27 protein-coding genes and 1 riboswitch are annotated in these 24,014 nt (G+C 74.5%); of the genes, 10 read left to right on the top strand and 17 right to left on the bottom strand.

The features are described from left to right. The first annotated feature begins 84 nt into the window (after nt 1-84). A complete protein-coding gene (locus tag AC0OO9_RS17540) occupies nt 85-918 on the top strand; it encodes an MEDS domain-containing protein (protein WP_484511167.1) in 834 nt (277 codons plus the stop codon). Continuing rightward, nucleotides 915-1,874, top strand: coding sequence for an anti-sigma factor RsbA family regulatory protein (locus AC0OO9_RS17535; protein WP_484511166.1), 960 nt, complete (start codon nt 915-917; stop codon nt 1,872-1,874). The genes AC0OO9_RS17540 and AC0OO9_RS17535 overlap by 4 nt, the downstream gene beginning before the upstream one ends. Here the strand turns inward: AC0OO9_RS17535 and AC0OO9_RS17530 are convergent. Together AC0OO9_RS17530 and AC0OO9_RS17525 are read right to left on the bottom strand one after the other, a co-directional pair. Continuing rightward, entirely contained in the window at nt 1,834-2,736 is a 903-nt protein-coding gene (locus tag AC0OO9_RS17530) for a cytochrome c oxidase assembly protein (RefSeq protein ID WP_484511165.1), read from the bottom strand. The genes AC0OO9_RS17535 and AC0OO9_RS17530 overlap by 41 nt on opposite strands. Further along, a complete protein-coding gene (locus AC0OO9_RS17525; protein ID WP_484511164.1) occupies nt 2,688-3,173 on the bottom strand; it encodes a DUF2243 domain-containing protein in 486 nt (161 codons plus the stop codon). Before AC0OO9_RS17525 ends, AC0OO9_RS17530 begins: the two co-directional genes overlap by 49 nt. Nucleotides 3,174-3,382: 209 nt before the next feature. Here AC0OO9_RS17525 and AC0OO9_RS17520 point away from each other — a divergent pair, with 209 nt between their 5' ends. The 3 genes from AC0OO9_RS17520 to AC0OO9_RS17510 all read left to right on the top strand — a co-directional run bounded on the left by AC0OO9_RS17520 (nt 3,383) and on the right by AC0OO9_RS17510 (nt 6,356). Further along, nucleotides 3,383-4,621 (top strand): DUF2786 domain-containing protein, encoded by a 1,239-nt coding sequence (locus tag AC0OO9_RS17520; protein WP_484511163.1) that lies wholly within the window; start codon nt 3,383-3,385, stop codon nt 4,619-4,621. Nucleotides 4,622-4,719: 98 nt separating this feature from the next. Continuing rightward, complete coding sequence (locus AC0OO9_RS17515) at nt 4,720-5,088, top strand: YciI family protein (protein ID WP_484511162.1); 369 nt, start codon at nt 4,720-4,722, stop codon at nt 5,086-5,088. Then, nucleotides 5,085-6,356 carry an RNA polymerase sigma factor gene (locus AC0OO9_RS17510; protein ID WP_484511161.1) on the top strand — a complete coding sequence of 424 codons (1,272 nt, stop codon included), beginning with the start codon at nt 5,085-5,087 and terminating at the stop codon, nt 6,354-6,356. Before AC0OO9_RS17515 ends, AC0OO9_RS17510 begins: the two co-directional genes overlap by 4 nt. Nucleotides 6,357-6,450: 94 nt before the next feature. Here AC0OO9_RS17510 and AC0OO9_RS17505 read toward each other — a convergent pair whose 3' ends face one another. The 5 genes from AC0OO9_RS17505 to AC0OO9_RS17485 form a co-directional block, all read right to left on the bottom strand. Beyond that, nucleotides 6,451-6,948, bottom strand: a complete 498-nt coding sequence (locus AC0OO9_RS17505; RefSeq protein ID WP_484511160.1) for a hypothetical protein — start codon at nt 6,946-6,948, stop codon at nt 6,451-6,453. Nucleotides 6,949-7,130: 182 nt separating this feature from the next. Further along, entirely contained in the window at nt 7,131-7,304 is a 174-nt protein-coding gene (locus AC0OO9_RS17500) for a CsbD family protein (RefSeq protein WP_132231820.1), read from the bottom strand. A 175-nt stretch (nt 7,305-7,479) separates the two neighbouring features. Then, complete coding sequence (locus AC0OO9_RS17495; RefSeq protein ID WP_484511159.1) at nt 7,480-9,732, bottom strand: heavy metal translocating P-type ATPase; 2,253 nt, start codon at nt 9,730-9,732, stop codon at nt 7,480-7,482. 8 nt (nt 9,733-9,740) lie between these two features. After that, a complete protein-coding gene (locus AC0OO9_RS17490) occupies nt 9,741-10,739 on the bottom strand; it encodes a hypothetical protein (RefSeq protein ID WP_484511158.1) in 999 nt (332 codons plus the stop codon). Between the two features lie 29 nt (nt 10,740-10,768). Next, nucleotides 10,769-10,978 (bottom strand): heavy-metal-associated domain-containing protein, encoded by a 210-nt coding sequence (locus AC0OO9_RS17485; RefSeq protein WP_132231826.1) that lies wholly within the window; start codon nt 10,976-10,978, stop codon nt 10,769-10,771. Nucleotides 10,979-11,128: 150 nt separating this feature from the next. Between AC0OO9_RS17485 and AC0OO9_RS17480 the strand changes: the two genes are divergently transcribed. Then, nucleotides 11,129-11,431 carry a metal-sensitive transcriptional regulator gene (locus AC0OO9_RS17480; protein ID WP_132231828.1) on the top strand — a complete coding sequence of 101 codons (303 nt, stop codon included), beginning with the start codon at nt 11,129-11,131 and terminating at the stop codon, nt 11,429-11,431. Nucleotides 11,432-11,602: 171 nt separating this feature from the next. On the opposite strand, the gene AC0OO9_RS17475 is transcribed toward AC0OO9_RS17480, so the two are convergent. Further along, nucleotides 11,603-12,229, bottom strand: coding sequence for a DUF305 domain-containing protein (locus AC0OO9_RS17475; protein ID WP_484511157.1), 627 nt, complete (start codon nt 12,227-12,229; stop codon nt 11,603-11,605). Between the two features lie 81 nt (nt 12,230-12,310). Further along, complete coding sequence (locus AC0OO9_RS17470) at nt 12,311-12,823, bottom strand: hypothetical protein (RefSeq protein WP_484511156.1); 513 nt, start codon at nt 12,821-12,823, stop codon at nt 12,311-12,313. Between the two features lie 368 nt (nt 12,824-13,191). Here AC0OO9_RS17470 and AC0OO9_RS17465 point away from each other — a divergent pair, with 368 nt between their 5' ends. Continuing rightward, nucleotides 13,192-14,541 (top strand): YibE/F family protein, encoded by a 1,350-nt coding sequence (locus AC0OO9_RS17465; protein ID WP_484511155.1) that lies wholly within the window; start codon nt 13,192-13,194, stop codon nt 14,539-14,541. 166 nt (nt 14,542-14,707) lie between these two features. Continuing rightward, a riboswitch (cyclic di-AMP (ydaO/yuaA leader) is annotated at nt 14,708-14,839 on the top strand. Nucleotides 14,840-14,842: 3 nt separating this feature from the next. Then, a complete protein-coding gene (locus tag AC0OO9_RS17460; RefSeq protein ID WP_484511154.1) occupies nt 14,843-15,859 on the top strand; it encodes a coiled-coil domain-containing protein in 1,017 nt (338 codons plus the stop codon). Between the two features lie 100 nt (nt 15,860-15,959). Here AC0OO9_RS17460 and AC0OO9_RS17455 read toward each other — a convergent pair whose 3' ends face one another. Then, nucleotides 15,960-16,712: a carbonic anhydrase gene (locus AC0OO9_RS17455; RefSeq protein ID WP_484511153.1), complete on the bottom strand. Its 753-nt coding sequence runs from the start codon at nt 16,710-16,712 to the stop codon at nt 15,960-15,962. Nucleotides 16,713-16,920: 208 nt separating this feature from the next. On the opposite strand from AC0OO9_RS17455, the gene AC0OO9_RS17450 reads away from it, so the two are divergent. Together AC0OO9_RS17450 and mycP are read left to right on the top strand one after the other, a co-directional pair. Further along, nucleotides 16,921-17,262 carry a helix-turn-helix transcriptional regulator gene (locus AC0OO9_RS17450; protein WP_484511152.1) on the top strand — a complete coding sequence of 114 codons (342 nt, stop codon included), beginning with the start codon at nt 16,921-16,923 and terminating at the stop codon, nt 17,260-17,262. Between the two features lie 53 nt (nt 17,263-17,315). Then, nucleotides 17,316-18,563, top strand: coding sequence for a type VII secretion-associated serine protease mycosin (mycP, locus tag AC0OO9_RS17445; protein WP_484511151.1), 1,248 nt, complete (start codon nt 17,316-17,318; stop codon nt 18,561-18,563). A gap of 77 nt (nt 18,564-18,640) precedes the next feature. Here the strand turns inward: mycP and AC0OO9_RS17440 are convergent, their stop codons facing one another. The 7 genes from AC0OO9_RS17440 to AC0OO9_RS17410 all read right to left on the bottom strand — a co-directional run bounded on the left by AC0OO9_RS17440 (nt 18,641) and on the right by AC0OO9_RS17410 (nt 23,989). Continuing rightward, nucleotides 18,641-19,963 carry a WXG100 family type VII secretion target gene (locus tag AC0OO9_RS17440; protein ID WP_484511150.1) on the bottom strand — a complete coding sequence of 441 codons (1,323 nt, stop codon included), beginning with the start codon at nt 19,961-19,963 and terminating at the stop codon, nt 18,641-18,643. A gap of 16 nt (nt 19,964-19,979) precedes the next feature. Further along, nucleotides 19,980-20,540 carry a hypothetical protein gene (locus AC0OO9_RS17435; RefSeq protein ID WP_132231850.1) on the bottom strand — a complete coding sequence of 187 codons (561 nt, stop codon included), beginning with the start codon at nt 20,538-20,540 and terminating at the stop codon, nt 19,980-19,982. Between the two features lie 33 nt (nt 20,541-20,573). Next, the gene (locus AC0OO9_RS17430; RefSeq protein ID WP_484511149.1) at nt 20,574-22,103 is read right to left on the bottom strand and encodes a S8 family serine peptidase; all 1,530 of its coding nucleotides are present in this window, start codon (nt 22,101-22,103) and stop codon (nt 20,574-20,576) included. An 82-nt stretch (nt 22,104-22,185) separates the two neighbouring features. Then, nucleotides 22,186-22,464 carry a WXG100 family type VII secretion target gene (locus tag AC0OO9_RS17425; RefSeq protein WP_101413905.1) on the bottom strand — a complete coding sequence of 93 codons (279 nt, stop codon included), beginning with the start codon at nt 22,462-22,464 and terminating at the stop codon, nt 22,186-22,188. A gap of 28 nt (nt 22,465-22,492) precedes the next feature. Next, on the bottom strand, nt 22,493-22,801 hold the full coding sequence (locus tag AC0OO9_RS17420; protein ID WP_089002280.1) for a WXG100 family type VII secretion target: 309 nt from the start codon (nt 22,799-22,801) through the stop codon (nt 22,493-22,495). 170 nt (nt 22,802-22,971) lie between these two features. After that, complete coding sequence (locus tag AC0OO9_RS17415; protein WP_484511148.1) at nt 22,972-23,232, bottom strand: hypothetical protein; 261 nt, start codon at nt 23,230-23,232, stop codon at nt 22,972-22,974. 28 nt (nt 23,233-23,260) lie between these two features. Then, nucleotides 23,261-23,989 carry a hypothetical protein gene (locus AC0OO9_RS17410; protein WP_484511147.1) on the bottom strand — a complete coding sequence of 243 codons (729 nt, stop codon included), beginning with the start codon at nt 23,987-23,989 and terminating at the stop codon, nt 23,261-23,263. Nucleotides 23,990-24,014: the final 25 nt, after the last annotated feature.

The raw sequence follows: 24,014 nt of genomic DNA, 5'->3' as shown, positions 1-24,014 counted from the left end.
GCCCCCGTCCCCGGCGTCCCGGCAGGTCGCGGGCCCGGCGTCCGTTCCGGGGCGGCCTACACTGGTCGGCGTGAGGCGACCAGCATGATCAGCAGCGAACGGCGGGCCGCGCCGGGCAGTCACATCTGCTGGTCGTACGACGACCTGGAGTCCCTCGCCGACCAGGCGGAGCGCCACCTCGCCGCGGCCCTCGCGGCCGGCGAGCGCTTCTGGTACGTGACACCGCGTCCCTCGGATCTGGTGGCCGAGCGGCTGCACGCGCTGCCGAGCTTCACCGACGCGGTGCGCCGGGGCGCCGCCGCGGTGGTCCCCCTGGTCTCCACCTACTCGCCCGACCAGGTCGTCGACCCGACGACGCAGGTCGCCGCCTACGCGGCCGCCACGGACGAGGCACTGGCCGCCGGCCACACCGGGCTGCGCGTGGTCGCGGAGGCCACCGAACTCGTCCGCACCCCGGCCCAGCTCGACGTCTTCACCCGCTACGAGCACCAGATCGACCGCTACATGCGCACCCGGCCGTTCAAGGCCATGTGCGCCTACCACCGGCTGAAGCTGGGCGACCGGGCGGTCACCGAGCTGGCCTGCATGCACCCGCGGACCAACGTCGAGGACCTGCTGTTCCGGTTGTACGCCGTGGCGCCCGCCGACGGGCACGCCGCGCTCGCCGGCGAGCTGGACATGTCCAACCACGACCTGTTCCGCACCGCCCTGGACCGCGCCGACCTGCGGCCCACCGACGGCGAGCTGGTGCTGTCGGCGGCCGACCTGCGTTTCGTGGACCACCGCGCCCTGGCCCACCTGGCCGAGTACGCGCACCGCCGCGGCGCGACCGCCGTGCTGCGCACCCCCCGCTCGGCTGCGGCCCGCCTGGTGGAGCTGCTGGACCTGCCCGGCGTGCGGGTGGAGGTCACACCATGAGGACGGGTGCGGCCGCCCAGCACCACGGCTACTACCACGAGGCCGTGCGCTACGACTCCGACGACGAGCTGCTCGCCGTGGCGGTGCCGTTCCTGCTCGGTGGCGTCGAGGCGGGCGAGCCGACCTTCGTGGCCCTGGGCGAGCGCACCGGCGGGCTGGTCCGCTCGGCACTGCCGGCCGGTGCCGGGGTCGAGTTCCTGCCCGGCGGCGACGTCTACGCCCGGCCCGCCGCCGCCATCCGCTCCTACCGTCAGCTCCTCGCCGAGCAGGTGGCCGCCGGCGCCGGGCAGATCCGGATCATCGGTGAGGTGCCCCCGGTCTCGTTCGGGGCGACCTGGGACTGGTGGGCCCGCTACGAGTCGGCGATAAACCACGCGTACGACGACTTCCCGCTGTGGAGCATGTGCGCGTACGACAACCGGATCACGCCGCCGGAGGTGCTGGCGGACGTGGCCCGGACGCACCCCCGGTTCGCCACCCCCGACGGGCGGCACGTGCCCAGCCCGACCTGGACGCCGCCGACGGAATACCTGCGGCGGAGCCGCCGGATCGTGCCCGACCCCCTCCAGGCCCAGCCGCCGGCCGTGGAGCTGACGGACCCGACGGCGGCCGAGGCGCGGGCCGCCGTGCACAAGGTCGACCAGGGCCAGGTGCCGGTCGACGACGTGGAGGATCTGGTCGTCGCGGTGAGCGAGATCGTCACCAACGCGCTGCGCCACGGCAGGCCGCCGGTCCGACTGCGCGTGTGGGCCGGCGACGACCGCATCGTGGCGACGGTCAACGACGGCGGCGACGGGCCGGGCGACCCGTTCTGCGGGCTGCTCCCCGTGTCCGACGACGCCCCCGGCGGGCTCGGCCTCTGGATCACCTACCAGTCCTGCAACCACGTCACCTGGCAGCGCGACGACGCCGGGTTCACGCTCCGGCTGACGGCCGGGAAGGCGTACACCGGCTGATTGGGACGGCCTCGCCGCCGGGCGGGCCCGCGCCGGCGGCGGATGCCGGTCGGCGGGGCCGGCGCCGGTGGTACCAGGCCGCGAAGAGGGCGGTGGCGAGCAGCAGTTCGGCGACGTCGCCGCCGTAGTACATCAACCGGGCTGCCGCGCGCAGCGCGTCGACGTCCCGCTCGGGCAGCCCGGGCGGCAGGGTGGCGGCGTGCGCGTAGAGGTACTTCGCCAGCACGGCGTGCCCGGCCCCCGCCGCGAGCAGAGCGCCGACCCGCACCGCCGGGCCCGGCCGGCGCGGCGCCGGGTCCGGGCCGGCCACCGACCAGGCGAACAGGTAGCCGGCGGCGACGTAGTGCACGTGCAGGGCGTGGTGCAGCACGGGGTTCCGCTCGGCCGCCGCGTAGAGCGGCGTGAGCAGCACCAGCGCCAGCCCGCCGGTGGTGAGCAGCGCCGCCGTCACCGGATGGGCGAGCACGTGCACTGGCCGGGCCCGCAGGAACCGGCCCACCCGGCGGCCGGCCGCCGGCGGCAGGACCCGCAGCAGCAGGGTCACCGGCGCGCCGAGGGCCAGCGCGAGCGGCGCGACCATGCCCAGCAGCAGGTGCTGGGCCATGTGCACGCGCGGGTCGCCGGGCCCGCCCGCCAGCGGGCCGAGGGCTACCGCGAGCACCGCGCAGCCGGCCAGCCAGGCGACCGTGCGCCGGCGACGCCAGCCGCGCCGGTCCCGGGACACGGCCAGCAGATAGCCGGCGGCGAGCAGCGCGACCGCCGCGAGCGGCAGCGGGGCGGGCCCCGCAGCGGCACCGGTGTGCGCGAGCGCCGTCACCGGGCGTCGCGGCCGGAGCGGGACCGCGTCCGCCAGGTCACCCACGCGCCGAGCAGCAGCAGCGCCACCGCCGCCACGTTCCACACCACGTCGTACGGGAGCAGGTGCACCCCGTAGCGGATCTGGTGCAGCCGCAGCACCTTGTGGTCGACGATCCCGTCGAAGAGCTGGAACGCTCCCGCGCCGAGCAGGAACCCGCCCCAGGCGGCCCGGGGCACCAGGGCGCCCCGGCGGTGCAGGTCGGCGAACCAGAAGAAGCCGCCGACCAGGGCGAGCAGCTCGGCCGAGTGCAGCAGCCCGTCGGAGAGCAGCCCGACGGAGAGGGTGGACCGGTCGTAGAAGTGGTGCCAGCCGAGGATCTGGTGGAAGACGATCTCGTCGACGGCGGCCATCACCGCCACCCCGATCACCGCGGCGGCGAGGACCGACCGACGAAGATCAGGTGCGCCGGAGCCGTCGCCCGGCAACCGCGATCCCGCCATCCCACCACCCCGCATCGACCGTCACCCCCGAACTACCCGGGACCGGCCGAACCATGCGGAAGTTCCCCGCCGACGGGACGGCCGGGCCGGGGCCTTCCGGTGGCACGGGTCACGACCGGCGGACGGCGCGCGGGCCCGGCGGTACCTTCGGCGGGCGGGCGACGATCGTTTCCCGGCACGGAAGAAGCAGACCCCAGGAGGACACGGCCGTGCCGGACGCCGAGGAACTGGTCAACGACGCGCTCGCGGCGGTACGCGGCACCGACGTACGCCTCGCGGAGCGGCAGCTGGACCGGCTGATGATCGGGACGGGCGCCGCGGACGGCGCGGCGGCGGTGGACGCCGCGCTCCTGCGCCGCCTGGCGCGGGGCGTGGGGCGGCTGGTCCAGCGCGGCTGGCAGCCGGTGGACCTCGGCCGGCTCGCCGCCCGCCGGCTCGACCCCCGGGCGGCCGGGCTGGTCACCGACGCGCTCGCCGCGCAGCGCCGCGAGCTGGCCGACCCGGTGCCGCCGTGGTGGGACGACCAGCTGCGCGACCTGGGTGCCGGGGTGTGGTGGGACGCTGACGAGGGCCACCTGACCGCCTGGTCCGCCCGCGCCGGGTGCGACCGGTTCACCGCGCTGCGGGCGGCGGTCGACGCGCTGGCCCTGATCGAGGGGCTCCCGCCGATCGCCGTGCTGCGCCCGCCGCCCGGCTCGCCTGGGACGGCCGTCGCGCGCGGCGGGTCGGGCAGCGGCTCCCGGATGCTCGACCGGGTGCGGGCGCTGCTGGCCAAGGCGGAGTCGACCACCTACCCGGCCGAGGCGGAGGCGCTGACCGGCAAGGCCCAGGAGCTGATCGCCCGGCACAGCATCGACCAGGCGCTGCTGGCGGGCGCGGCCGAGCCCGCCGACCGGCCCGGCGGGATGCGCCTCGGCACCGAGCCCCCGTACGCGGGCGCGAAGGCGCTGCTGGCGCAGGAGGTGGCGGCGGCGAACCGCTGCGAGGCCGTCTGGTCCGACGACCTCGGCTTCACCACCGTGCTGGGCTGGCCGGCCGACCTGGAGGCGGTCGAGCTGCTCTACACCTCGCTGCTGGTGCAGGCCACCACCGCGATGCTGCGCGGCCGGGGCGAACGGCGGGCCAGGAGCACCGGCCGGCGGACCCGGGACTACGACGAGTCCTTCCTCAACGCCTTCGCGCTGCGGATCGGCGAGCGGCTGCGGGCCGCCACGGACGCGGCCGACCGGGAGGCGACGGCGCAGGCCGGGCCGGAACGGCTGCTGCCGGTGCTCGCCACCCGCGCCGAGGCGGTACGCGAACGCCTCGACACGCTCTTCCCCGGCGTCGTCCGGGGACGGCTCACGGTGCGCGACGCCGAGGGCTGGTCGTCGGGCACCTCCGCCGCCGACCGCGCCTCGCTCGGCGCCGGCCCCGCCCCGAAGCGCCAGGTACGCGGCCGGCGCTGAGATTCCGTACCGCCGGCTGTCGGAACCGGCGGGTCGGCTCCGACCCCTCACCGGAAACGCGCCACCATGGGCTCGGCCGAGGAAACGAGGAGCACCCGATGAAGTACATGCTGCTGATCTGGAACCGCCCGGGGTTCGTGGACGGGCTGTCGGAGCAGGAGCGCAGCGCGCTCTTCGGCGAGGTCGACGAGCTCATGCGGGAACTGACCGAGTCGGGCGAGTTCCTCGGCGGCCAGGCCCTGGCCGACCCGTCGCAGGCGCGTACGGTCCGGCTGGCCGGTGACCGGCCGGAGGTGACCGACGGACCGTACATGGAGAGCAAGGAGCAGTTCGCCGGCTACCTGATGGTCGACTGCGACAGCCCCGAGCGGGCCACCGAGATCGCCGCCGGCTGGCCGGACGTGCGGCGGGGCTTCGGCGTGCTGGAGGTGCGGGCGATCATGGACGAGGCCGGGACGGAAATGTGAGCGGAGGGCACCTGGAGGACCTGCTGCGCGACCTGGCGCCGCAGGTCCTCGGCCTGCTCGTCCGCCGGCACGGCCAGTTCGACGCCGCCGAGGACGCCGTGCAGGAGGCGTTGCTCGCCGCCGCCGTGCAGTGGCCGCAACAGGGCGTGCCGGACAACCCGCGGGCGTGGTTGCTCACCGTCGCCACGCGCCGGCTGACCGACGAGTGGCGCAGCGAGCGCGCCCGGCGCACCCGGGAGGCCGCAGTGGCCGCCCGCGAGCCGGCGTACGCGACGGTCGCGCCGGCCGTCGACGAACAGCCACCGGCGGGGGACGACACGCTGGCCCTGCTGTTCCTCTGCTGCCATCCGGCGCTTGCCCGGTCGGCTCAGGTCGCGCTGACGCTACGGGCGGTCGGCGGCCTCACCACCGCGCAGATCGCGCGGGCGTACCTCGTGCCCGAGGCGACGATGAGCCAGCGCATCCGCCGGGCCAAGCAGCGGATCGAGGCCGCCGGGGCGCGGTTCACGATGCCCGCCCCCGGGGACCGGGACGAGCGGCTACGGGCCGTGCTCCAGGTGCTCTACCTGATCTTCAACGAGGGGTACACCGCGTCCAGCGGGCCGGACCTGCACCGGGCCGACCTGACCACCGAGGCGATCCGGCTGGCCCGGCTGGTGCACCGGCTGCTTCCGGGCGACGGCGAGGTGACCGGGCTGCTGGCGTTGATGCTGCTCACCGACGCGCACCGGGCCGCCCGCACCGGGCCCGCCGGGGAGCTGGTCCCGCTCGCCGAGCAGGACCGCGACCGCTGGGACCACGAGGCGATCGGCGAGGGGACCGCGCTGGTCACCGAGGCGTTGACCTGGTCACCGCCCGGCCCGTACCAGCTCCAGGCGGCGATCGCCGCCGTGCACGCCGAGGCCCCGTCCGCCGGGCGCACCGACTGGCGACAGATCCTGGCGCTCTACCGGCTGCTCGCCCGGACCGCCCCGAGCCCGATGGTCACCCTGAACCAGGCCGTCGCGGTGGCCATGGTGGACGGTCCCCGCGCCGGCCTGGCCCTGCTCGCCCCGCTCGACGACGACGACCGCACGGCCGGGCACCATCGGCTCGCCGCCGTCCGCGCCCACCTGCTGGAGCTGGCCGGCGAACCGGAGCGGGCGCGGGCGGCGTACCTGGCTGCGGCCCGGGGGACGACGAGCCTGCCGGAGCAGCGCTACCTGGAGTTGCGGGCCGCGCGGCTGACGGGGACCGACGAGTCCCGGCGGCTGCGGGAGCCGCACTGACGGACGCCGGCCGGCGTGCGGCACGGGGGTGCATGCCGGCCGGCGTCCCGAGTCAGGTGTCCATGCGGGTTCCCGGGCGACGTGCCCGTCGGCCTCAGGCGCGGCACTCGCGGGTCAGCTTCGGTGGGATCGCGGTGAAGGTGGAGTCCATCCAGGCGGCCGGCCGGGACGCCCGGGAACCGGCGTCGATCCGGTCGGCGGTGTCCTGGATCAGGGCGCGGATCTCCGGGTCGGCGGCGCGGCGGGCCTGCGCACGTACGTCGTCCGCCAGCCCCGCCAGGTTGCGCCGGAGCTGGTCGGCGACCTGCTCACCGGTCAGGTCGCGGGTGACCGAGGCCGCCGAGTCGGTGGCGATCCTCCGGCTGCCGGCGAGGATGAGCTTGTCGACCTGGCGGCAGACCTCGACGGTGTTGGCGGCGGTCGTGGCGACCGGGGAGGGGCTCGGGGAGGCGCTCGCCGGGGCCGTCGGGCTCGGCGGGGCCGCGCCGGGCGGGGCGGTCTCCTCCCGCGCGGTGTCCTGGCATCCCACGGCCAGCACCCCGAGCGCCACCGTGGCGGCGGCGCGGCGCGCGTAGACGACGGATCGGGACACGGGACCTCCCGTTCGGGGTCTCGGCCTTCCGGGGCTGACGGCACGGGTGCGGCCGGCGCCGGGCGGCGGGACGTCGACCTGCCAACGAGCGGCGCCTGCCGGGGGAAACGTCCGCCGGACGCGCCAGTACGCCCTCCGCCGGCCCGGTTGGAGACCGGTCCGGCGGAGGGCGCGTACGCGGGTCAGCTCTTGAAGGCGTCCTTGATCTTCTCGCCGGCCTGCTTGAGCTTGGCGCTGGCCTGGTCGTTACGCCCCTCGGCCTCGAGCCGCTCGTTGTCGGTGGCCCGGCCGGCGCCTTCCTTCAGCTTGCCGGCCGCATCCTCGGTCGTGTTGTTGATCTTGTCTTCGAAACCCATGTCAACCTCCGGATTGGCGGTGCCGGTACGCCCCTCGAATACCCCGCACCGCCACCGTCCAACCGTCCGGTCACCCACCGCCGGCGGACGGGACCCTGCCGGCAGGCCGCCGGGCCCGCCACGACCGGTGCCGCCGGCCCCTGACGGACGGGGCCGGCGGCATGGTGCGCAGGGGTCAGGAGACCGGGCGGAAGCCCCGCAGCCGGAGGCTGTTGGCGACCACGAAGACCGAGGAGAAGGCCATCGCGGCGCCGGCGATCATCGGGTTCAGCAGGCCGGCGGCGGCCAGCGGCAGGGCCGCCACGTTGTAGGCGAAGGCCCAGAACAGGTTGCCCTTGATGATGCCGAGGGTGCGCCGGGCGAGCCGGATCGCGTCCACGGCGGCCATCAGGTCACCCCGGACCAGGGTCAGGTCGGACGCCTCGATCGCCACGTCCGTGCCGGTGCCCATCGCCAGGCCGAGGTCGGCCTGGGCCAGCGCGGCGGCGTCGTTGACCCCGTCGCCCACCATCGCCACCACCCGACCCTCGTCCTGGAGCTGCCGCACGACGTCGACCTTGTCGGCCGGCAGCACCTCGGCGACCACCTCGTCGATGCCCAACTCGGCTGCCACGGCGTGGGCGACGGTGGTGTTGTCGCCAGTCAGCAGCACCGGCGTCAGGCCGAGCGCGCGCAGCTGTGCGATCGCCGCCCGGCTCGTCGGTCGGACCACGTCGGCCACCGCGAGGACCCCGCGGGCCCGGCCGTCCCAGCCGGCCAGCACCGCCGTCCGCCCCTGGGCCTCCGCCGTGGCCGCCGCCCGCGCGACCTCCTCCGGTACGTCGAGCCCGTGCTCGCGCAGCATTCGGGGCCGACCGATGAGCACCTCCCGGCCGTCGACCGTCCCGCTCACGCCGAGCCCCTCGGCGTTGGCGAAACCGGTCACCGGCGGCAGCACGCCCACCTCGGCCGCCCCCGCGGCGACGGCCCGGGCGATCGGGTGCTCGGACGCGGACTCCAGCGCCCCGGCGAGCCGCAGCAGCTCCGCGCGGTCCTCGCCGGCCGCTGGGACCACGTCCACCAGCGTCATCCGACCGGTGGTGACGGTGCCGGTCTTGTCCAGCACGACCGTGTCGACCTGCTTCGTGGACTCCAGCACCTCCGGGCCCTTGATCAGGACGCCGAGCTGCGCGCCCCGGCCGGTGCCGACCAGCAGGGCGGTCGGCGTGGCCAGCCCGAGGGCGCACGGGCAGGCGATGATCAGCACCGCCACGGCGGCGGTGAACGCGGCGGTCCCGCCCGACCCGTTGCCGAGCCACCAGCCGAGGGTGCCCACCGCGAGGGCGATCACGATCGGCACGAAGACGCCGGAGATCCGGTCGGCCAGCCGCTGCACCGCCGCCTTGCCGGTCTGCGCCTGCTCGACCAGCCGGGCCATCTGGGCCAGTTGGGTGTCGCCGCCGATGCGGGTGGCCGTGACCACCAGCCGGCCGCCCGCGTTGACGGTCGCGCCGACCACGGGCTCGCCCGGGCCGACCTCGACCGGGACGGACTCGCCGGTGAGCATGCTGGCGTCGACCGCCGAGGTGCCCTCGTCGACCACGCCGTCCGTGGCGATCTTCTCACCGGGCCGCACCACGAACCGGTCCCCCACCACGAGCTGGTCCACCGGGATCCGGGTCTCCGTGCCGCCGCGCAGCACGGCGACGTCCTTGGCGCCGAGTTCGAGCAGGGCCCGCAGCGCCGCGCCGGCGGTCCGCTTCGCCCGCGCCTCGAAGTAGCGGCCGGCGAGGATGAACACGGTCACCCCGGCCGCCGCCTCCAGGTAGATGTTGCCGGCGCCGTCGGAGCGGTTGATGGCGAGGCTGAACGGGTGGGTCATCCCCGGGGTCCCGGCGGTGCCGAGGAAGAGCGCCCAGACCGACCAGCCGAACGCCGCCAGGGTGCCGAGCGAGACCAGGGTGTCCATGGTCGCCGCGCCGTGCCGCAGGTTGATCCAGGCCGCCCGGTGGAAGGGCAGCCCGCCGTAGGCCACGACCGGGGCGGCCAGGGTGAGCGACAGCCACTGCCAGAAGTCGAACTGCCAGGCGGGCACCATCGCCAGCACGATCACCGGCACGGTGAGCACGGCCGAGACCCACAGCCGGGTACGCAGGCCGCGCAACTCGTCCACCGGCTCGGCGGCCGGTTCGCCACCGGCGGGCGTGGGCGGGGGCGGCAGGGCCGCCGTGTAGCCGGTCTTCTCCACGGTGGCGATCAGCTCGTCCGGGGTGACCTCGTCGGCGTACCGGACGGTGGCCTTCTCCGTGGCGTAGTTGACGGTGGCGGTCACCCCGTCCATCCGGTTCAGCTTCTTCTCGATCCGGGCCGCGCAGGAGGCGCAGGTCATCCCGCCGATCGCCAGCTCGATCTGGTTCGGCGCCGTCAGCAAGGGCTTGGTGGTCATCATGCTTCCCGTCAGTCGTGCCCGTGACCGGGGACGCCATGGTCGGCGCCGGCGGTCGGGGAGCTCGTGGCGGCGGGCGTGCCCGCCGTCGGTGAGCTGGTCGCCGCCGGGACACCCGGCGCGGTCGGGCTGCCGGCGACGACGGTGAACTCGGCGGTACGCACCACGCCGCCGTGCTTGAAGTCCAGGTAGAGGCGGTAGGCCCCGGCCGACGGCATCTCCGCCGAGAAGCTCACCTCGGGGCCGGGCCGCGTCCGCCCGTCGCCCGGCTCGCCGTGCGGGTGCACGTGCAGGTACGCCAGGTCGCCCTGGCGCAGCGCCACCAGGTGGCCGTACGCGCCCAGGTAGGGCTCCAGGTCGGTGACCGGCGCGCCGGCGCGGCTCACGGTCAGGGTCAGCTCGGCGGTGCGGCCGGGCTCCGGGGCGCCGGCGAGCGTGACGGTGTAGCCGTCGACCGTGGTGCTGGTCGCCGGGGCGGGCAGGGGCCGCCCGGTCAGCGCGCCGGGGACGGTCACGTCGACGCCGAGCGTCAGCGCCTCGCCCCCGGTCGGGGTGAAGTCGGCGAACGCCCGCCAGACGCCTGGCCCGGCGAGCGGCGAGTCGACCCGCCAGGTGCCGTCCGGCGCCATCTCCGGGTGCACGTGCCGGAAACCGGAGAGGTCGCGGCGGGCCACGATCAGGTGCATGCGCTTGTCGTGCGCCACGTCGTACGCGGTCACCGCCCGGCCGTCCGGGCCGGTGACCTGGAAGGCGAACTGCCCGGCCGGGGCGTCCACCGGGCGCAGGGTGTAGCCGCGGTCGGAGACGAGCAGGCCGCCGGGCAGGTGCGCCGCCGCGCCGTTGTCGCCCCCGTGTCCGTCCTCGCCGTCGTTCCCGTGCCCCCCGGTGGCGTCGTGCGGGGCTTCGGCGGGCGGCGCCACGGGGTCGGCCACCCGGCCGACCCCGTACGTCGCGCCGAACACCACCGCGAGGCCGAGGGCGAAACCGCTCAGCTTCGTCGCCGTGTTCATGATGTGCCTCGTCTCCCCCGTGCCCGCCGTCAGGCGCCGACGAGGTCGTAGCCGGCCTCGTCGACGGCGGAGCGCACGGTGTCGGTTTCCAACGGACCTTCGCTGGTGACGGTGACCTGACCGGCGGCGACGTCGACCTGGACGTCGCTGACGCCCGGGATCGCGCCGACCTCGGTGCTGACCGCGGTGGCGCAGTGCCCACAGGTCATGCCCTGCACCTGGTACGTCGTGGTGATCATGGAACTCTCCTCTCGACGCCTCCAGCCTATACCCCCCAGGGGTAAACCGGAGGCGGACCGGTGCCTGCGTCATGTACCGGTACCCGGTGGGGGTATCCCGGCTGGAAGCGAACGTACCATACCCCCGAGGGGTACGGTATCCTCGACCCCATGACCACACCGACGCCCACCCCGACCAGGGGCTACACCGCCACCAAGGATCAGCTGCTCGCGCGGCTGCGCCGCGTCGAGGGGCAGGTCCGTGGCATCGAGAAGATGGTCGACGAGGATCGCTACTGCATCGACGTGCTCACCCAGATCTCCGCGATCCAGGCCGCCCTGGACAAGGTCGCGCTGGGCCTGCTCGACGGGCACGCCCGGCACTGCATGCGCGAGGGCGCGGCCGAGGGCCGGGCCGACGAGATGGCCACCGAGATGATGGCCGCCGTCGGCCGCCTCATGAAGCGCGGCTGACCACCGGCAGGCTCCTTCGCCCGTCGGCGCACCGGTTCCGCGCGCCGGGGCCCTCACGGCCGGATCCGCGCGCCGGGCCCTCCAGGCCGGGTCCGCGCACCGGGCCCCTCCGGGCCGGATCCGGTGGCGGCGCCCCGGCGCCCCCGGATCCGGGACGCCGGGGCGGGCGGCTCAGAACCGGCCGAGGATCTTGCGCATCGTGTCGATCTCCGCCTGCTGGGTGCTGACGATCTGCTGGGCCATTGCCTTGGCCTCCGCGTTCACGCCCCGGGCCAGCTCGTCGCGCGCCATGGTGATCGCGCCCTCGTGGTGGGCGATCATCATGGTCAGGAACTGCCGGTCGAACTCCCGGCCGGTGGCAGCCGCCAGCTTCGCCATGTCGGCGTCGGACATCATGCCGGGCATGCCGTGGTCCATGTGCGGCATGCCGCCCGGCGACGGCACCGGCCGCCCCCAGGCCGCCAGCCAGCCGCTCATCGTGGCGATCTCGGGCCCCTGGGCGGCCTTGATCTCCGTGGCGAGCCGCTTGACCTCCGGATCCGCCGCCCGCGTCGGCGCCAGTTCGGCCATCTCCACCGCCTGCTGGTGGTGCGGAATCATCATCTGGGCGAACATCACGTCCGCATCGCCGAACGCGGCCGCACCGGTGGCGGTGGCGGCCGGCCCGCCGGTGCCGGGGGTGCCGTGCCCCGCCCCCGGCGACGAGTGGTCGTCGCCGCCGCAGGCGGCGAGGGCGAGGGCGGTGGTGACGGCGACGCCGGCCAGGGCGGCACGGCGCGCGAGGGTACGAGTGGTCATGGTGGAGCCTTTCGGTGTCGGAACGTACGCGGCATGACGGGGACGCGGAACGGCGTGCAACCGCACCGCGTCGAACGCGTCCTACCTGCGCAGCACCGAGACCGTGGCGAGCCGCAGACCGACCGGCCGGGGCGGCGGGGCCCGGGGCGGTGGGAAGGCCCGGACCGGACCGCCCCCGGTCGGGCCGACGGCGCGTAGGCGGACCGACAGCAGCGCCGCCAGCAGCAGCGCGGCCGTGAACACGCCCAGCACCGCCAGGCACACGCCCCACCCGGGCAGCCCTCCCCCCGTGCGACCGCCAGCGGACAGGAGTTCCTCGGAGACGCAGCCCCCGGGACAGCCCACGACGGTCTGGAGGGCCAACCCGGCGGTGTGCGGGCCGGGCGCGGCGGCGTGCGGGCCGGGCACGGCGGCGTGCGGGCCGGGCACGGCGGCGTGCGGGCCGGGCGCGGCGGCGGCGTGCGCCGACGGGTTCGCGGGATGACCCGTCTGGTGCGAGTCGTGGCCGATCGTGTGCATCGCGGCCAGCCCGAGCAGCGTGCCGACGAGCAGCAGGAGCCGCGCGCCCCGCGCCGCCGTCACCGTCGTCCGCACGTCCCTCACGCTAGCGCGTCGGCCCGTGCCGCACGGGCACCACCCACGACCGGCGCGCGCAGGTCCCGCGCGTGGGCGTGCCGGGGCGGGCGTGGCGAAGGTCCGCGCCGCGACACCACCCGCACGACCTGCGCCCCGATGCCGGGGTGGCTACCATTCGGCCGGTGGCCCTCCGGACTCCGCACCGCCCGCGCCGCGCCCTCCGCCGGGCGACGGCGCCGACCACCCGTCGGCGGACGGGAGCCGACGACCACGGCACGTGACCACAGCGCCACGTGGAGGCGGTTCCCGCCCCCGAGCCCGTGGCGACGCTGAACCGACCGGCCCGCCGGCCCGTACCCCGCCCTGGATTCGTAGGGAGACACACGTTGGGCGCCGACCACACCCGTCCCGCTCCGTCCGCCCCGCCGAGGGTGCGGCGGATCCTCGTCGCGACGGTGGTGCCCCTCTTCGTCGCCACGCTGATCGCGGCCCTGGTGCTGTGGCCGTGGGACGCGCCCGACCCGGCGACCGGCACCGACGCACCCCGCTACCACGGCACGGTGACACGGGTGGTGACGGAGCCCTGCCCGCCCGCCCCGGAGGCCCCGGAGGGGAGCCCCGACGCGCCGCAGGGCCCCTGCGGCACGGTCACCGTACGGGTGCAGGACGGCCCCGACGCCGGCCAGCAGATCCAGACGCCGATCCCGGCCGGGCCCGGTGCGCCGACCATCGCCGTGGACGACGAGATCATCCTGGTCGAGCTCACCGACCCCGCCGACCCCACGGCCAGCACCTACAACATCGCCGAGCACCAGCGCGGCAAGCCGCTGGTCTGGCTGGTGGCGCTCTTCGCGGCCGCCATCGTCGCCTTCGGGCGGTGGCGCGGGCTGGCCGCGCTGGGCGGCCTGGCGGCGAGCTTCGCCATCCTGCTGACCTTCGTGCTGCCGGGCATCAGCGCCGGGAACCCGCCCCTGCTGGTCGCGGTCGTCGGCGCCGCTCTGATCATGTTCGTGGTGCTCTACCTGACCCACGGCGTGACGGCGCAGACCTCGGTCGCCGTGCTCGGCACGCTGGGCAGCCTGGTGCTGACCGGTGTCCTCGGCACGATCGCCACCGCCGCGACCCACCTGACCGGGTTCGGCTCCGAGGACGCCACCACGCTGTCGATGTACCAGGCCGACGTCGACCTGCACGGGCTGCTGCTGGCCGGGATCATCATCGGCTCCCTCGGCGTGCTGGACGACGTCACGGTGACCCAGGCCGCCACGGTCACCGAGCTGGCGCACGCCAACCCCGGGCTGTCCCGGACGCAGCTCTACCGGGCGGCGACCCGGGTCGGCCGGGCGCACATCGCCTCGACGGTGAACACCATCGTGCTGGCGTACGCGGGCGCCTCCCTGCCGGTGCTGCTCCTGCTGACCGCCGACTCGCGGGCGGTGACCCAACTTCTCACCAGCGAGTTCCTCGCCCAGGAGATCGTCCGCAGCGCGGTCGCCACCCTGGGCCTGATCGCCGCCGTGCCGCTGACCACCGCGCTCGCGGCCCTGGTGACCACGGCCGGCCGACGCGGCGGGGACGCCACCGACCGCGCCGCGCCCGCGACCGCGCCGACACCCCGGCCGGCGACCGACCGATCCGAGGCGCTGGAGGCCCTCAGCGGGCCGCGTGGGGACACGCCGTCCGCCACTCCCGCCGGATGGCCCGACGGGCGCAGAAGTACGGACACCGCATGGTGACGCTGCTCAGCGTGACCGAACAGGACGTTCGTCCTGATAAACGCGTCACTGGTCACCGTCCGCCATTACGAAATAACGCATCTAGTCGGCTTAGGGACGTAGATCCCCGGGAGCGTTCTCGGGTAACCTCGCTGCCGGTCACCGCCGAAGGCGCGCAGCGGCGCCTGCGGTGCCGCCGCCCAATCGCCGCGAGGCGAACCGGGGACCCAGGTACGTGGGGTGAATCCGCGACAGCGGTAGGGGCCACTTCCGCCCCGAACCCGTCAGCTAACCCGGTCGGCGGTCGACGGAAGGGAAAACTGTGACGGCACCCCTACGCCGCTGGTTGACGCCCGTGGTGGCCGTACTCGCCGCTCTGGCGGTCTTCGCCGGGCCTCTCCCGGCGGCGGCCGCGCCCACCCCGCCCAAGCCCTCCGGGCACGGGGACGACGAGCCCAAGCTGCTCGACGACCTCATCGAGGCCCGGAACCGGTCCTACGTGCAGGCCAAGGCGAAGCTGGCGAAGTCGAAGAAGCGCCAGCTCGAACTGGCCCTGGAGGTCTCCCGGGCGCAGGCCGAACTGAGCGCGCTGGCCCCCCAGGTCAGCCAGATCGCCGCCCAGTCCTACCGCACCGGGCGGATCGGCGCGGTGTCCATGCTGCTGGACACCGCCAGCCCCGACTCGTTCGTCAAGCGCGCCGCCGCCCTCGACGAGCTCAACCTGGTCAACTCCAAGAAGCTCGCCGAGGTGAACGCGGTCAAGGACCGCGCCGAGCAGGCCAAGCTGGCGCTCGACACCGAGGTCCGCGAACAGCAGAAGCTGACGAACGAGATGGCGCGCGGCAAGCGGGAGGCGGAGAAGGCGCTCGCGCTGGTCGGCGGCAGAGGGCTGACCAGTGGCAAGGTGGTCGCCACCTCGCCGGTGGCGAAGATCGCGCCGGGACGGACGGCCGACGGCGACTGGACGCCGCTGTCACCCACCGAGGACGACCCCACCACCTCCGGCCGCATCACCGCGCGCACCCTGCACATGTACAAGGAGGTCAAGCGGGCCGGCTTCAACCGGTTCGTCGGCTGTTACCGCCCCGGCGGGCCGTACGAGCACCCGAAGGGCCGGGCCTGCGACTGGTCGCTGCAGAAGAGCGGCTTCTCCCCCTGGCACAACGACGACACCTACATGTACGGCAACAACCTGACCGCGTTCCTGGTCCGCAACGCCGACCGGCTCGGCATCTACTACGTGATCTGGAACAGACAGATCTGGTTCCCGGCGACGGGCTGGAGTTCCTACAGCGGTCCGTCGAACCACACCGACCACGTCCACGTGTCACTGCTCTAGCCGGGACCACACGTACACACAGAGGGCCGCCCCGCCGGACGCGGGAGCGGCCCTCTGCCGTCGTGCGGGCCCGCCGCGACGACCTGCCGGGCGGACGGAGTCAGGCGAGCGCGGCGCTGGCCGCCGCCTCCGGCGCGTCGGCCGTGCGGGCGGGCACCTCGGCCACCGTCCGCACCTCGCCGGCGGTCAGCCGGTACGACATGCCGACCACCCCGCAGCGGCCGGCGGCCACCTCCGCGGCGAGGACGGCGGAGCGGCCCAGCATCGCCTCGACGGTGTGCGCGATGTGGATGTCGACGATGCCGTCGATGTCGTGCACGCCCTCGGCGGCGGCCCGGCGCAGGCTGGGCACCACGGCGTCCACCACGGCGCACAGGTGCCCGACCGGAGGGGTGCCGGTGGCGTCCGCCGCACGAGCCGCCTGGACGGCCCCGCAGGAGTCGTGACCGAGCACCACCACCAGCGGCGTGCCCAGGACCGTGACGGCGTACTCCACGCTGCCCAGCACCTCGGGACCGATGGTGTGCCCGGCGGTGCGGACCACGAAGAGGTCACCGAGGCCGCGGTCGAAGATGATCTCGGCGGCGAGCCGGGAGTCGGAGCAACCGACGATAACCGCGAAGGGGTGCTGCCCGTCGGCGACCGCGGCGCGGTGCCCGGCGTCCTGGTTGGGGTGGCGCGGGGCGCCGGTCACGAACCGCCGGTTGCCGGCGTGCAGCTCGGCGAGCGCCTGCCCGGGACTCGCGGGGACGGCGATCGCGGTGCCGACGTCGGCCGGGGCCCCGCCCGTGGCCGGCACCGGGAGCGTCCGCTCCGGGCCCGGTTGGCTTCCTGGCGATCCGGGACGACTCATCCCACACCTCGCTACCTCACGTGAACGGCCTGGTCACCCGGGCCGACGCTGGACGCGGGCTGCCACCACCGTCACACGCACTGCAAGATACGTCAAGGGATGCGTGATATGCATTTCATATGTTCGGCGGCCCCGGCGCGGCGGCCGGGGCTCCACGCGTCCGTCGGCCGCGAGGGCGCGCAGGAAAACACGAAGCAGGGGCCATACGATGGCGGGCATGGCGACGACAGGGGAGAACGGGAGCACCCGCAACTGGACCTTCCTCACCAACCACGGGCACGTGCTGCTCGCCATCGCCCGCAATCCCACCGCCCGGCTCCGCGACCTCGCCGACGAGGTGGGCGTCACCGAGCGGGCCGCGCAGGCGATCGTCGCCGACCTGGAGGCCGGCGGCTACCTGAACCGCACCCGGGTGGGCCGACGCAACGAGTACACGCTCAACCCCGCCGGGCGGTTCCGGCACCCCGCCGAAGCGGACCGGCAGGTCGGCGCCCTCCTCACCCTGTTCGCCGACGATCAGGAGCCGGCCGAGGCCACCGAGCGTTCCTGACGAGGGGCTGGGCGGCGGCACGCCGCTCGGGCCCCCGGCGGTAATCTCACCGCGTGCGCGAGAGTTTCCGACCGGGCGGGACCGGGCCGGCCCGCCGAGGCGGGCGCGGTGCCCGCGCGGTCCTCGGTGGAGCGGCCGCGGTCCTGCTCGGCACCGCCGTCATCGCCCCGTCGCCCGCCTCGGCGGCGGTCCCCCGCTGCGGGCCCCCCGGCGTCGCCGCCCCCGCCGAGACGCCGTGGCCGCTGAGGAGACTCGAACCCTCGTCGGCCTGGCGGATCTCCCGGGGCGCCGGCGTCACGGTGGCGGTCATCGACTCCGGCGTCTCCGCCCTCCATCCCGCCCTGAAGGGCCAGGTCAAGGCGGGCCGGGACTTCAACGGCCTGCCGCAGCAGCAGGGCCGCTGCGACCTCGCCGGCCACGGCACCATCGTCGGCGGCATCATCGCCGGGAAGGAGGGCACCGGCGCGTCGTTCAGCGGCATCGCGCCGCAGGCCAGGATCCTTCCGGTACGCGTCCTGCCCGACACCAGGACCACCGTCGACGAGGGGCTGCCGGGGCAGATCGCCGAGGCGATCCGGTGGTCGGTGCAGAACGGCGCCGACGTGATCAACCTGTCGCTGGTGACCCTGGACCGGCAGGATCTCGCCGACGCCGTCCGCTACGCCCTCGACGAGGGGGTGGTCGTGGTGGCCGCCGCCGGCAACCGCCAGGAGAACCAGCAGGACAGGCCGGCGTTCCCGGCCGCCTACCCGGGAGTGATCGCGGTCGCCGGGGTCGACGAGGAAGGCGGTCACGTGGGCAGCTCGGTCAGCGGGGACTACGTCGACCTCGCGGCGCCCGGGCTGAACATCCTCGGCCCGGCCCCCGGGGGCGAGGGCTTCCTCGCCGAGCCGCAGGGCGGCACCAGCTTCGCCGCCGCGTACGTCTCGGGGGTGGCCGCGCTGGTCCGGGCTGCCCACCCCGACCTCGACCCGGAGCAGGTCGCCGACCGGCTGATCCGGACGGCCGACAGCCCGCCCGAGGGGAAGAACGCCGAGGTCGGCCACGGGGTGGTGAACCCGTACCGGGCGGTGGCGACCGTGCTCGGCACCCGTACCGACCCGCCGGCCGGCGCGATGCCGGCACCGCCCTCCACCGAGGACCCGCTCGCCTGGCAGGGCACCGTCGCGGTCTGGACCGCCGTCGTCGGCGCGCTCGTCGCCGCGCTGCTGCTGTCAGTCAAGCCGATCCTGATCCGCGGGCGACGCCGGGGCTGGCGCCCGGGCCGCCGCCCGTCCGCAACGGACGCCACGACCGGCTGACGCCCTTCTCCCGCACCCGCCCGGACAGCGTCGAGCGCCGCCCACCGGTGCGGTGGACGGCGCTCGGCGTGACTGCGTCAGCGCAGGATGCCCGGCGTACCGCCGCCGTCCGCGCCCCAGACGTCCTCGTCCTCCTCCAGCCAGGTGTTGCGAGGGGTCTCCTCCTCGCCGTAGCCGGCGCCCATGCCGGCCATGCCACCGACGCCCCGCGCACCCGCACCGACGCCCTTGGCGCCCACGCCAGCGGCACCCGCGCGCCCGCCGCCACGGCCGGCCCCACCGGCCGCACCGCCCATCATCGGGCCCATGCCACCCGCACCGAGCTTGCCGCCGGCGCCGAGCTTGCCACCAGCGCCCCGGCCGCCACCGCGATTGGCGCCGGCCGCGCCGCCGCCCATCATCGGGCCCATGTTGGGGCTCACCGGCCGGCCAAGCGAGCCACCGCCCGGGATGACACCACCGCCGCCCAGCCCGCCACCGCCACCGCCGCCGAGCCCGGTGGTGCCGGGCAGGCCGCCGCCACCGCCACCGCCGAGCGCGGGGACCGTCGGGGCGCCGGCACCGGCCAGACCGCTGCCGTAGTCGTCGGCGAGGCTGCCCGTGCTCGGGTCGTAGCCACCGCTGGGGTCGTAACCACCGCTCGGGTCGTAGCCGCCAGTGGTCAGGCCGGGGTGCGCGGTGGAGCCGATCCCGGTGGTCCCGGTCTCGGGCACGCCGGCCCCGCTGAGCGACGGCATGCCACCGCCCGGCATGCCACCGGTCGAGGGCATCCCGCCCATGCTGGGCGCACCGCCCATCGGGCCGGCACCCGGGCCACCGCCCAGGTTCGGGGTCTCCACGTTCGGCGACTGGGTGGTGCCCGGCGTGGTCTGGCCGGGCGTGCCCGAGTCGATGGTCACGTACTCGCCGCTGACCTGGTTGTAGACCTTGGCCGCCTCGTCCGACTTGTCGTTGAGCCAGTCGGCGAGCGAGGTGAGCGGGTCGAGCAGGCCCAGGAAGTCAGGCTTGACCTTCATCTCGAACAGGCCCGTGTCGATCACGATGCGGCCGTTGCGCGCCTCCAGCACGTCGTTGACGCAGCTCGCGGGGATGGGGAACTCTGCCTGCGCGGCGCTCAGCTTGTCGGCGGCGGTCTTCAGCGACTGGACGATGCCGTTGTGCTTCTCGGCGTCGTCGACGACCCGGCCCGTGTCCGTGGCGATCTGCTTGATGTGGGTCTTGAAGGACTCGTACGCCGGGCCCTTCCACACCTCACCGAGATCGGCGACGTTCGTCTCCAGGCTCTCCTTGACGGAGTTCAGGTTCTTCAGCAGCTGCTCCCAGCCCAGGGCGGCGCTGGTGACGTCGCCCGGCCTGCCCGCGACGACGATCTGCTGGCACATCTCTTCCCAGCTCGGCATCCTGTCACCCTCCCGATCAGCCGTTGGATCCGTTGGTGGCGGCTTGGCTGAAGGCGCGCTCCATCTCGGCGGCGGACATGGCGTTCGCCTTCTCCGCCGTCTCGTAGTTCTCCTTGACCTCGCGCAGCGCGTTGGCGGCCTGGTAGAGGTCCTCGGCGAGCTTGCGGACGCTCTGCTGCGTGGTGGTGAAGAGGCTGCCGTGCTTGCGGGCCAGGTCGCCCGCCCGGTCGAAGGCGCCGAGCGGGCTCGTCGCCCCGCCCCCCACGCCGTTCATGCCGCCCGACGCCGCCGCGCCGCCCATCCGGTCCTGGATCTCGACCATCGTGTACGACTGCTTGTTGAGAAACGAGGCGTGCGACTCCAACCACTCGATGGCCTTGTCCAGGCTGGACGCGTCCCACTCCGTGTTGTCGCCGCTCTCGCCCGACCCCGGCACCAGGCCGGAGGGGGTCTGCGCCCGGTTGACGTTGTCCATCGTGATGCCGCTGACGTGCACGGTGGGTGCCAGCGGGGTGATGGGCATGTATGGGGTGTCCACCCGGATTTCCTCCGGCTGGTCCGTCCTGTCGTCCGTCATCGGTTCCTCCCCGTCGCCGACTGACAATGTGGCTTACTGCTGGTGTCCGCCGGGGGTCGGCGGAGGTGGTGCCGGCGGCGCACCGTACGGGTGGGTTCCGCCGGTGGGCGTCGGGCCGTACCCGGGCGGAGGTCCCGCCTGGGGCGGTGCGGGCGTGCCCGGTGCCCCGCCGGGCGGCGGATAGCCGGGCGCGCCGAACTGCGGGTTGCCGTGCGACCCTCCCGGCGCGCCGCCGGACGGCAGGTGGCCGGGGTGCGGCGGGTACCCGGGCGGACCGGCCTGCGGGCCGGGCGACGGATAGCCCGGCGGCGGATAGCCGGGCGGGCCGCCGGGCGGCGGGTAACCGGGCGGGCCGGGCCGGACGACGGCCGCCTTCCGGCGGGACCGGCGCACCAGCACGATCACGAGGATCAGCAACGCGACGGGCACGAGCAGGCAGAGCGCCCCCTGCACCAGCGCGCCCGTGTCCTTCTTCATGCTGATCGACACCGCCGGCCCGTCGTCCTTCTGCGGCGTGGCCGCGCCCGCGGACGGGGCGGCGCCGTCCGGGGCGCCGGCGAGCAGCGGGTGCGCGTCGACCGCCGGCACCGATCGCGTCAGCGCGGCGACCGGGTCGACCGCGCCGAAGCCGTGCTGGCTGTCGCGGCCGGCCGGGCCCAGGTCGCGGGCGGTGCGGATCAGCCGGTTCACCACGTTGGCCGCGTCGAGGTCCGGGTACTTGGCGCGGACCAGCGCCGCCACCCCGGAGGTGATGGCGGCGGCGTCGCTCGTGCCGCTGCCGATGCCGTAGCCGTTGGACGACACGGACGCGGACCGGGGAGAGATGATCTCCTGCATCGGCGCGGCGAGCACGGCCTCCCGACCGGTGGCGCTCTGCGCGAAGAACTCCCCGTTCTTCGCCAGCCCGGTCACCGCGATGACGCCGGGGATGTTCGCGGGGCTGGTGACGACGCGGTCGTTCTGCAGCCGGTTGCCGGCCGAGGCGATCAGCACGACGTCCTTGTCCAGGGCGTAGCGAACAGCGGCGATCTCGTCGGGGGTCGCCGCCGTGCCCGTCCCGACGGACATGTTGATCACGTCGGCGCCGGCGTCGGCCGCCCAGCGGATGCCCTTCGAGAGGTCTGCCGAATCGAAGGAGTCACCCATCGCGACGGGCAGGATCTTCGCCTCCGGGGCGACGCCCAGGTGCCGCATCGCGCCACCGCCCCGGGACGCGATGATCCCGGCCATCGCCGAACCGTGGGCCTTCCTGGCGTCGTCGTCGCGGCGACCGTCGGCCGCCGTCCCGGAGCCGATGCCCTTGCCCGGCAGGACCTGACCGCGCAGGTCCGGCAGGTTGGGGTTGACCCCGGTGTCGATGACCGCGACGGTCACGCCCCTGCCCTTGGTGAGCTTGTGGGCCTGCGGGATCTTCAGGGTGTCGAGGTACCACTGGAGGCCGCGCACCGTGTCGGCGCGGGCCGGGGCCGGCGCGGCCAGTGGACCGGAACCGGCGCCGACGACCACCGCCAGCGCCGCGACGGCCAGCCGGAGCTTGGACCGCGAAGGCTTGCCCGCACGCATGATTCTCCCAGGACCTATCGGCACACAACGCGACGCGGCTCCGGCCCGGTCGAACCGGACCGGAGCCGCGTCGGCGACTGTGTCAGTTCCACGCCTTGGCGTTGCTCATCTCGGTGCTGACGTAGTTCTCGCGGGCGATGCCCACGGCGCCACCGATGTCGTTCAGGATCTTGTTGATGTCCCGGACGGCGGCGTCCCACTGCGCCTGGTGCTGCTCGTAGGCGGCACGGTCCTCGCCGTCCCACTGGAGCTTCGACAGCATCGAACGCAGCGTGTCCAGCTTCTCGTCGATGGTCTTCGAGATGGCCATCATCTGCTGGTTGCTGCTCTCGAGGACCGCGTAGTCGACCTTGATGCTCATGAGTTCCTCCTCTGCTCGGCTCGGCGGATCACGGGTTGAGTGCAGAGTGGAACTTGTCCAGCATCTGCTGCTGCTCTTCGTCGTTGACCTGGTGCGTCGTACCCGACTTGTCGAGCAGGTCGGCGATGTTGTCCATCGCCGTCAGCAGCTTGCCCGTGTCCTCGTTCCAGCGCTGCATGAGCGACTGGAAGCCGGTGGACGCCTGCCCCTTCCAGGCGATGGCCAGGTCGTCGACCACGTTCCACAGCTTCTTCAGCTCGCCGTCGACATCGCTGCGCGTGGAGCGCACGTCACCCGCGGCGGTATGCAGAGTCGCTGCTTCGACCTCGAACGCCATGCTTCACACCCTTCCGTCTTCTTGTGGCGGCGCAGTCGCCGCGTCCTCCCCCGCCGCAAGGCAATCACCCCACCGACGGACACTCAGTCAAGACCGTAGCGGACGGTGTCCATGCCCCGCAGCCCTGCCCCGAGCGGTCGCCCGACCGCCGCCGCAGCGGCCCCTCGCACCTATGCGGAGCGGGAGTACGAGCGCACGTGCAGCACCACCCCGACCACGAAGATCAGGGCGAGCATCGACACGAGCACCCACTGCACCGCGTCGTCGGCGAGGGTGCCGAGGGCCACCGCGAATGCCGCCACCCCGCTGAGCAGGACGAGTTCCATCGCCCTGCGAGCCAGGCGCGACCGGGTGAGCTGCGCGACCAACCCCAGGACGATGAAGACCGGGATGGTCACCAGCGCGTACCCGAAGAACATGCTCTGCCACACGGTGGCACCCACCTCTCGGCCCGGCCGCTCAGGCCCGGTAGAAGCCCGGGTCCTGCACCCAGTCGATCTGGATGTCCTGGATGTCGGGGTCGGCGTCGCCGGTCGCCCAGCCCGGACGGGAGTCCGAGACGAAGTTGTACTGACTGTTACCGCGGAACGCCGACGCCACCGTGGAGAACAGCGCGCCGATGTCCGTGAAGATGAGCCCGAGGACCGCCGCGGTGGCGGTGAGGCCGGCCACCCCGATCGCCTGCGCCAGCGGCGCGGTCGCGGGGAACGCCTGGAGGGCCACGGCCGCGATGACCGCGATGAGGATCGGCACCAACGCGCCGACCAGGGCGTCGATCGAGGCGTTGAAGTGGTCGCGGACGGCCGTCAGCGCGTCCTTGTTGGCGTTGAGCGCCTCCGCGAGCGCCCCGATCTCGGCGTTGAGCTTCTGCACGAAGGCGTCGAACGCGTCCCGGTCGTCGAAGTCCCACTCCTCGCTGGACGGGATCACGCTCTCCAGCGCCGCGCCGAACTGGTCGCCGCCCAGGAAGCGGGCCGCGTCGCCCCACTCCTTGATGGACTGGTTGACCTCGTCGTTGTCGAACGTCTCGAGGTGGATGATGGCGGCGGTCAGGAAGGCGGCGCCGACCAGCCACACCCAGTTGGCCCGGGCCGCCCCGGCCAGCGAGCGGACCGGCGCGGTCTGCGCGGCGACGCTGTGCGTCCCCACCACCGAGCCCGAGGAATTCGCGATCAGGATCTCCGGCATCGAGCCCTCCCTGCGTCCCGCACCC

The sequence above is a fragment of the Micromonospora sp. USAFONa4 genome, assembly GCF_057197825.1.
This window is presented reverse-complemented; position numbering and strand designations above follow the sequence as displayed.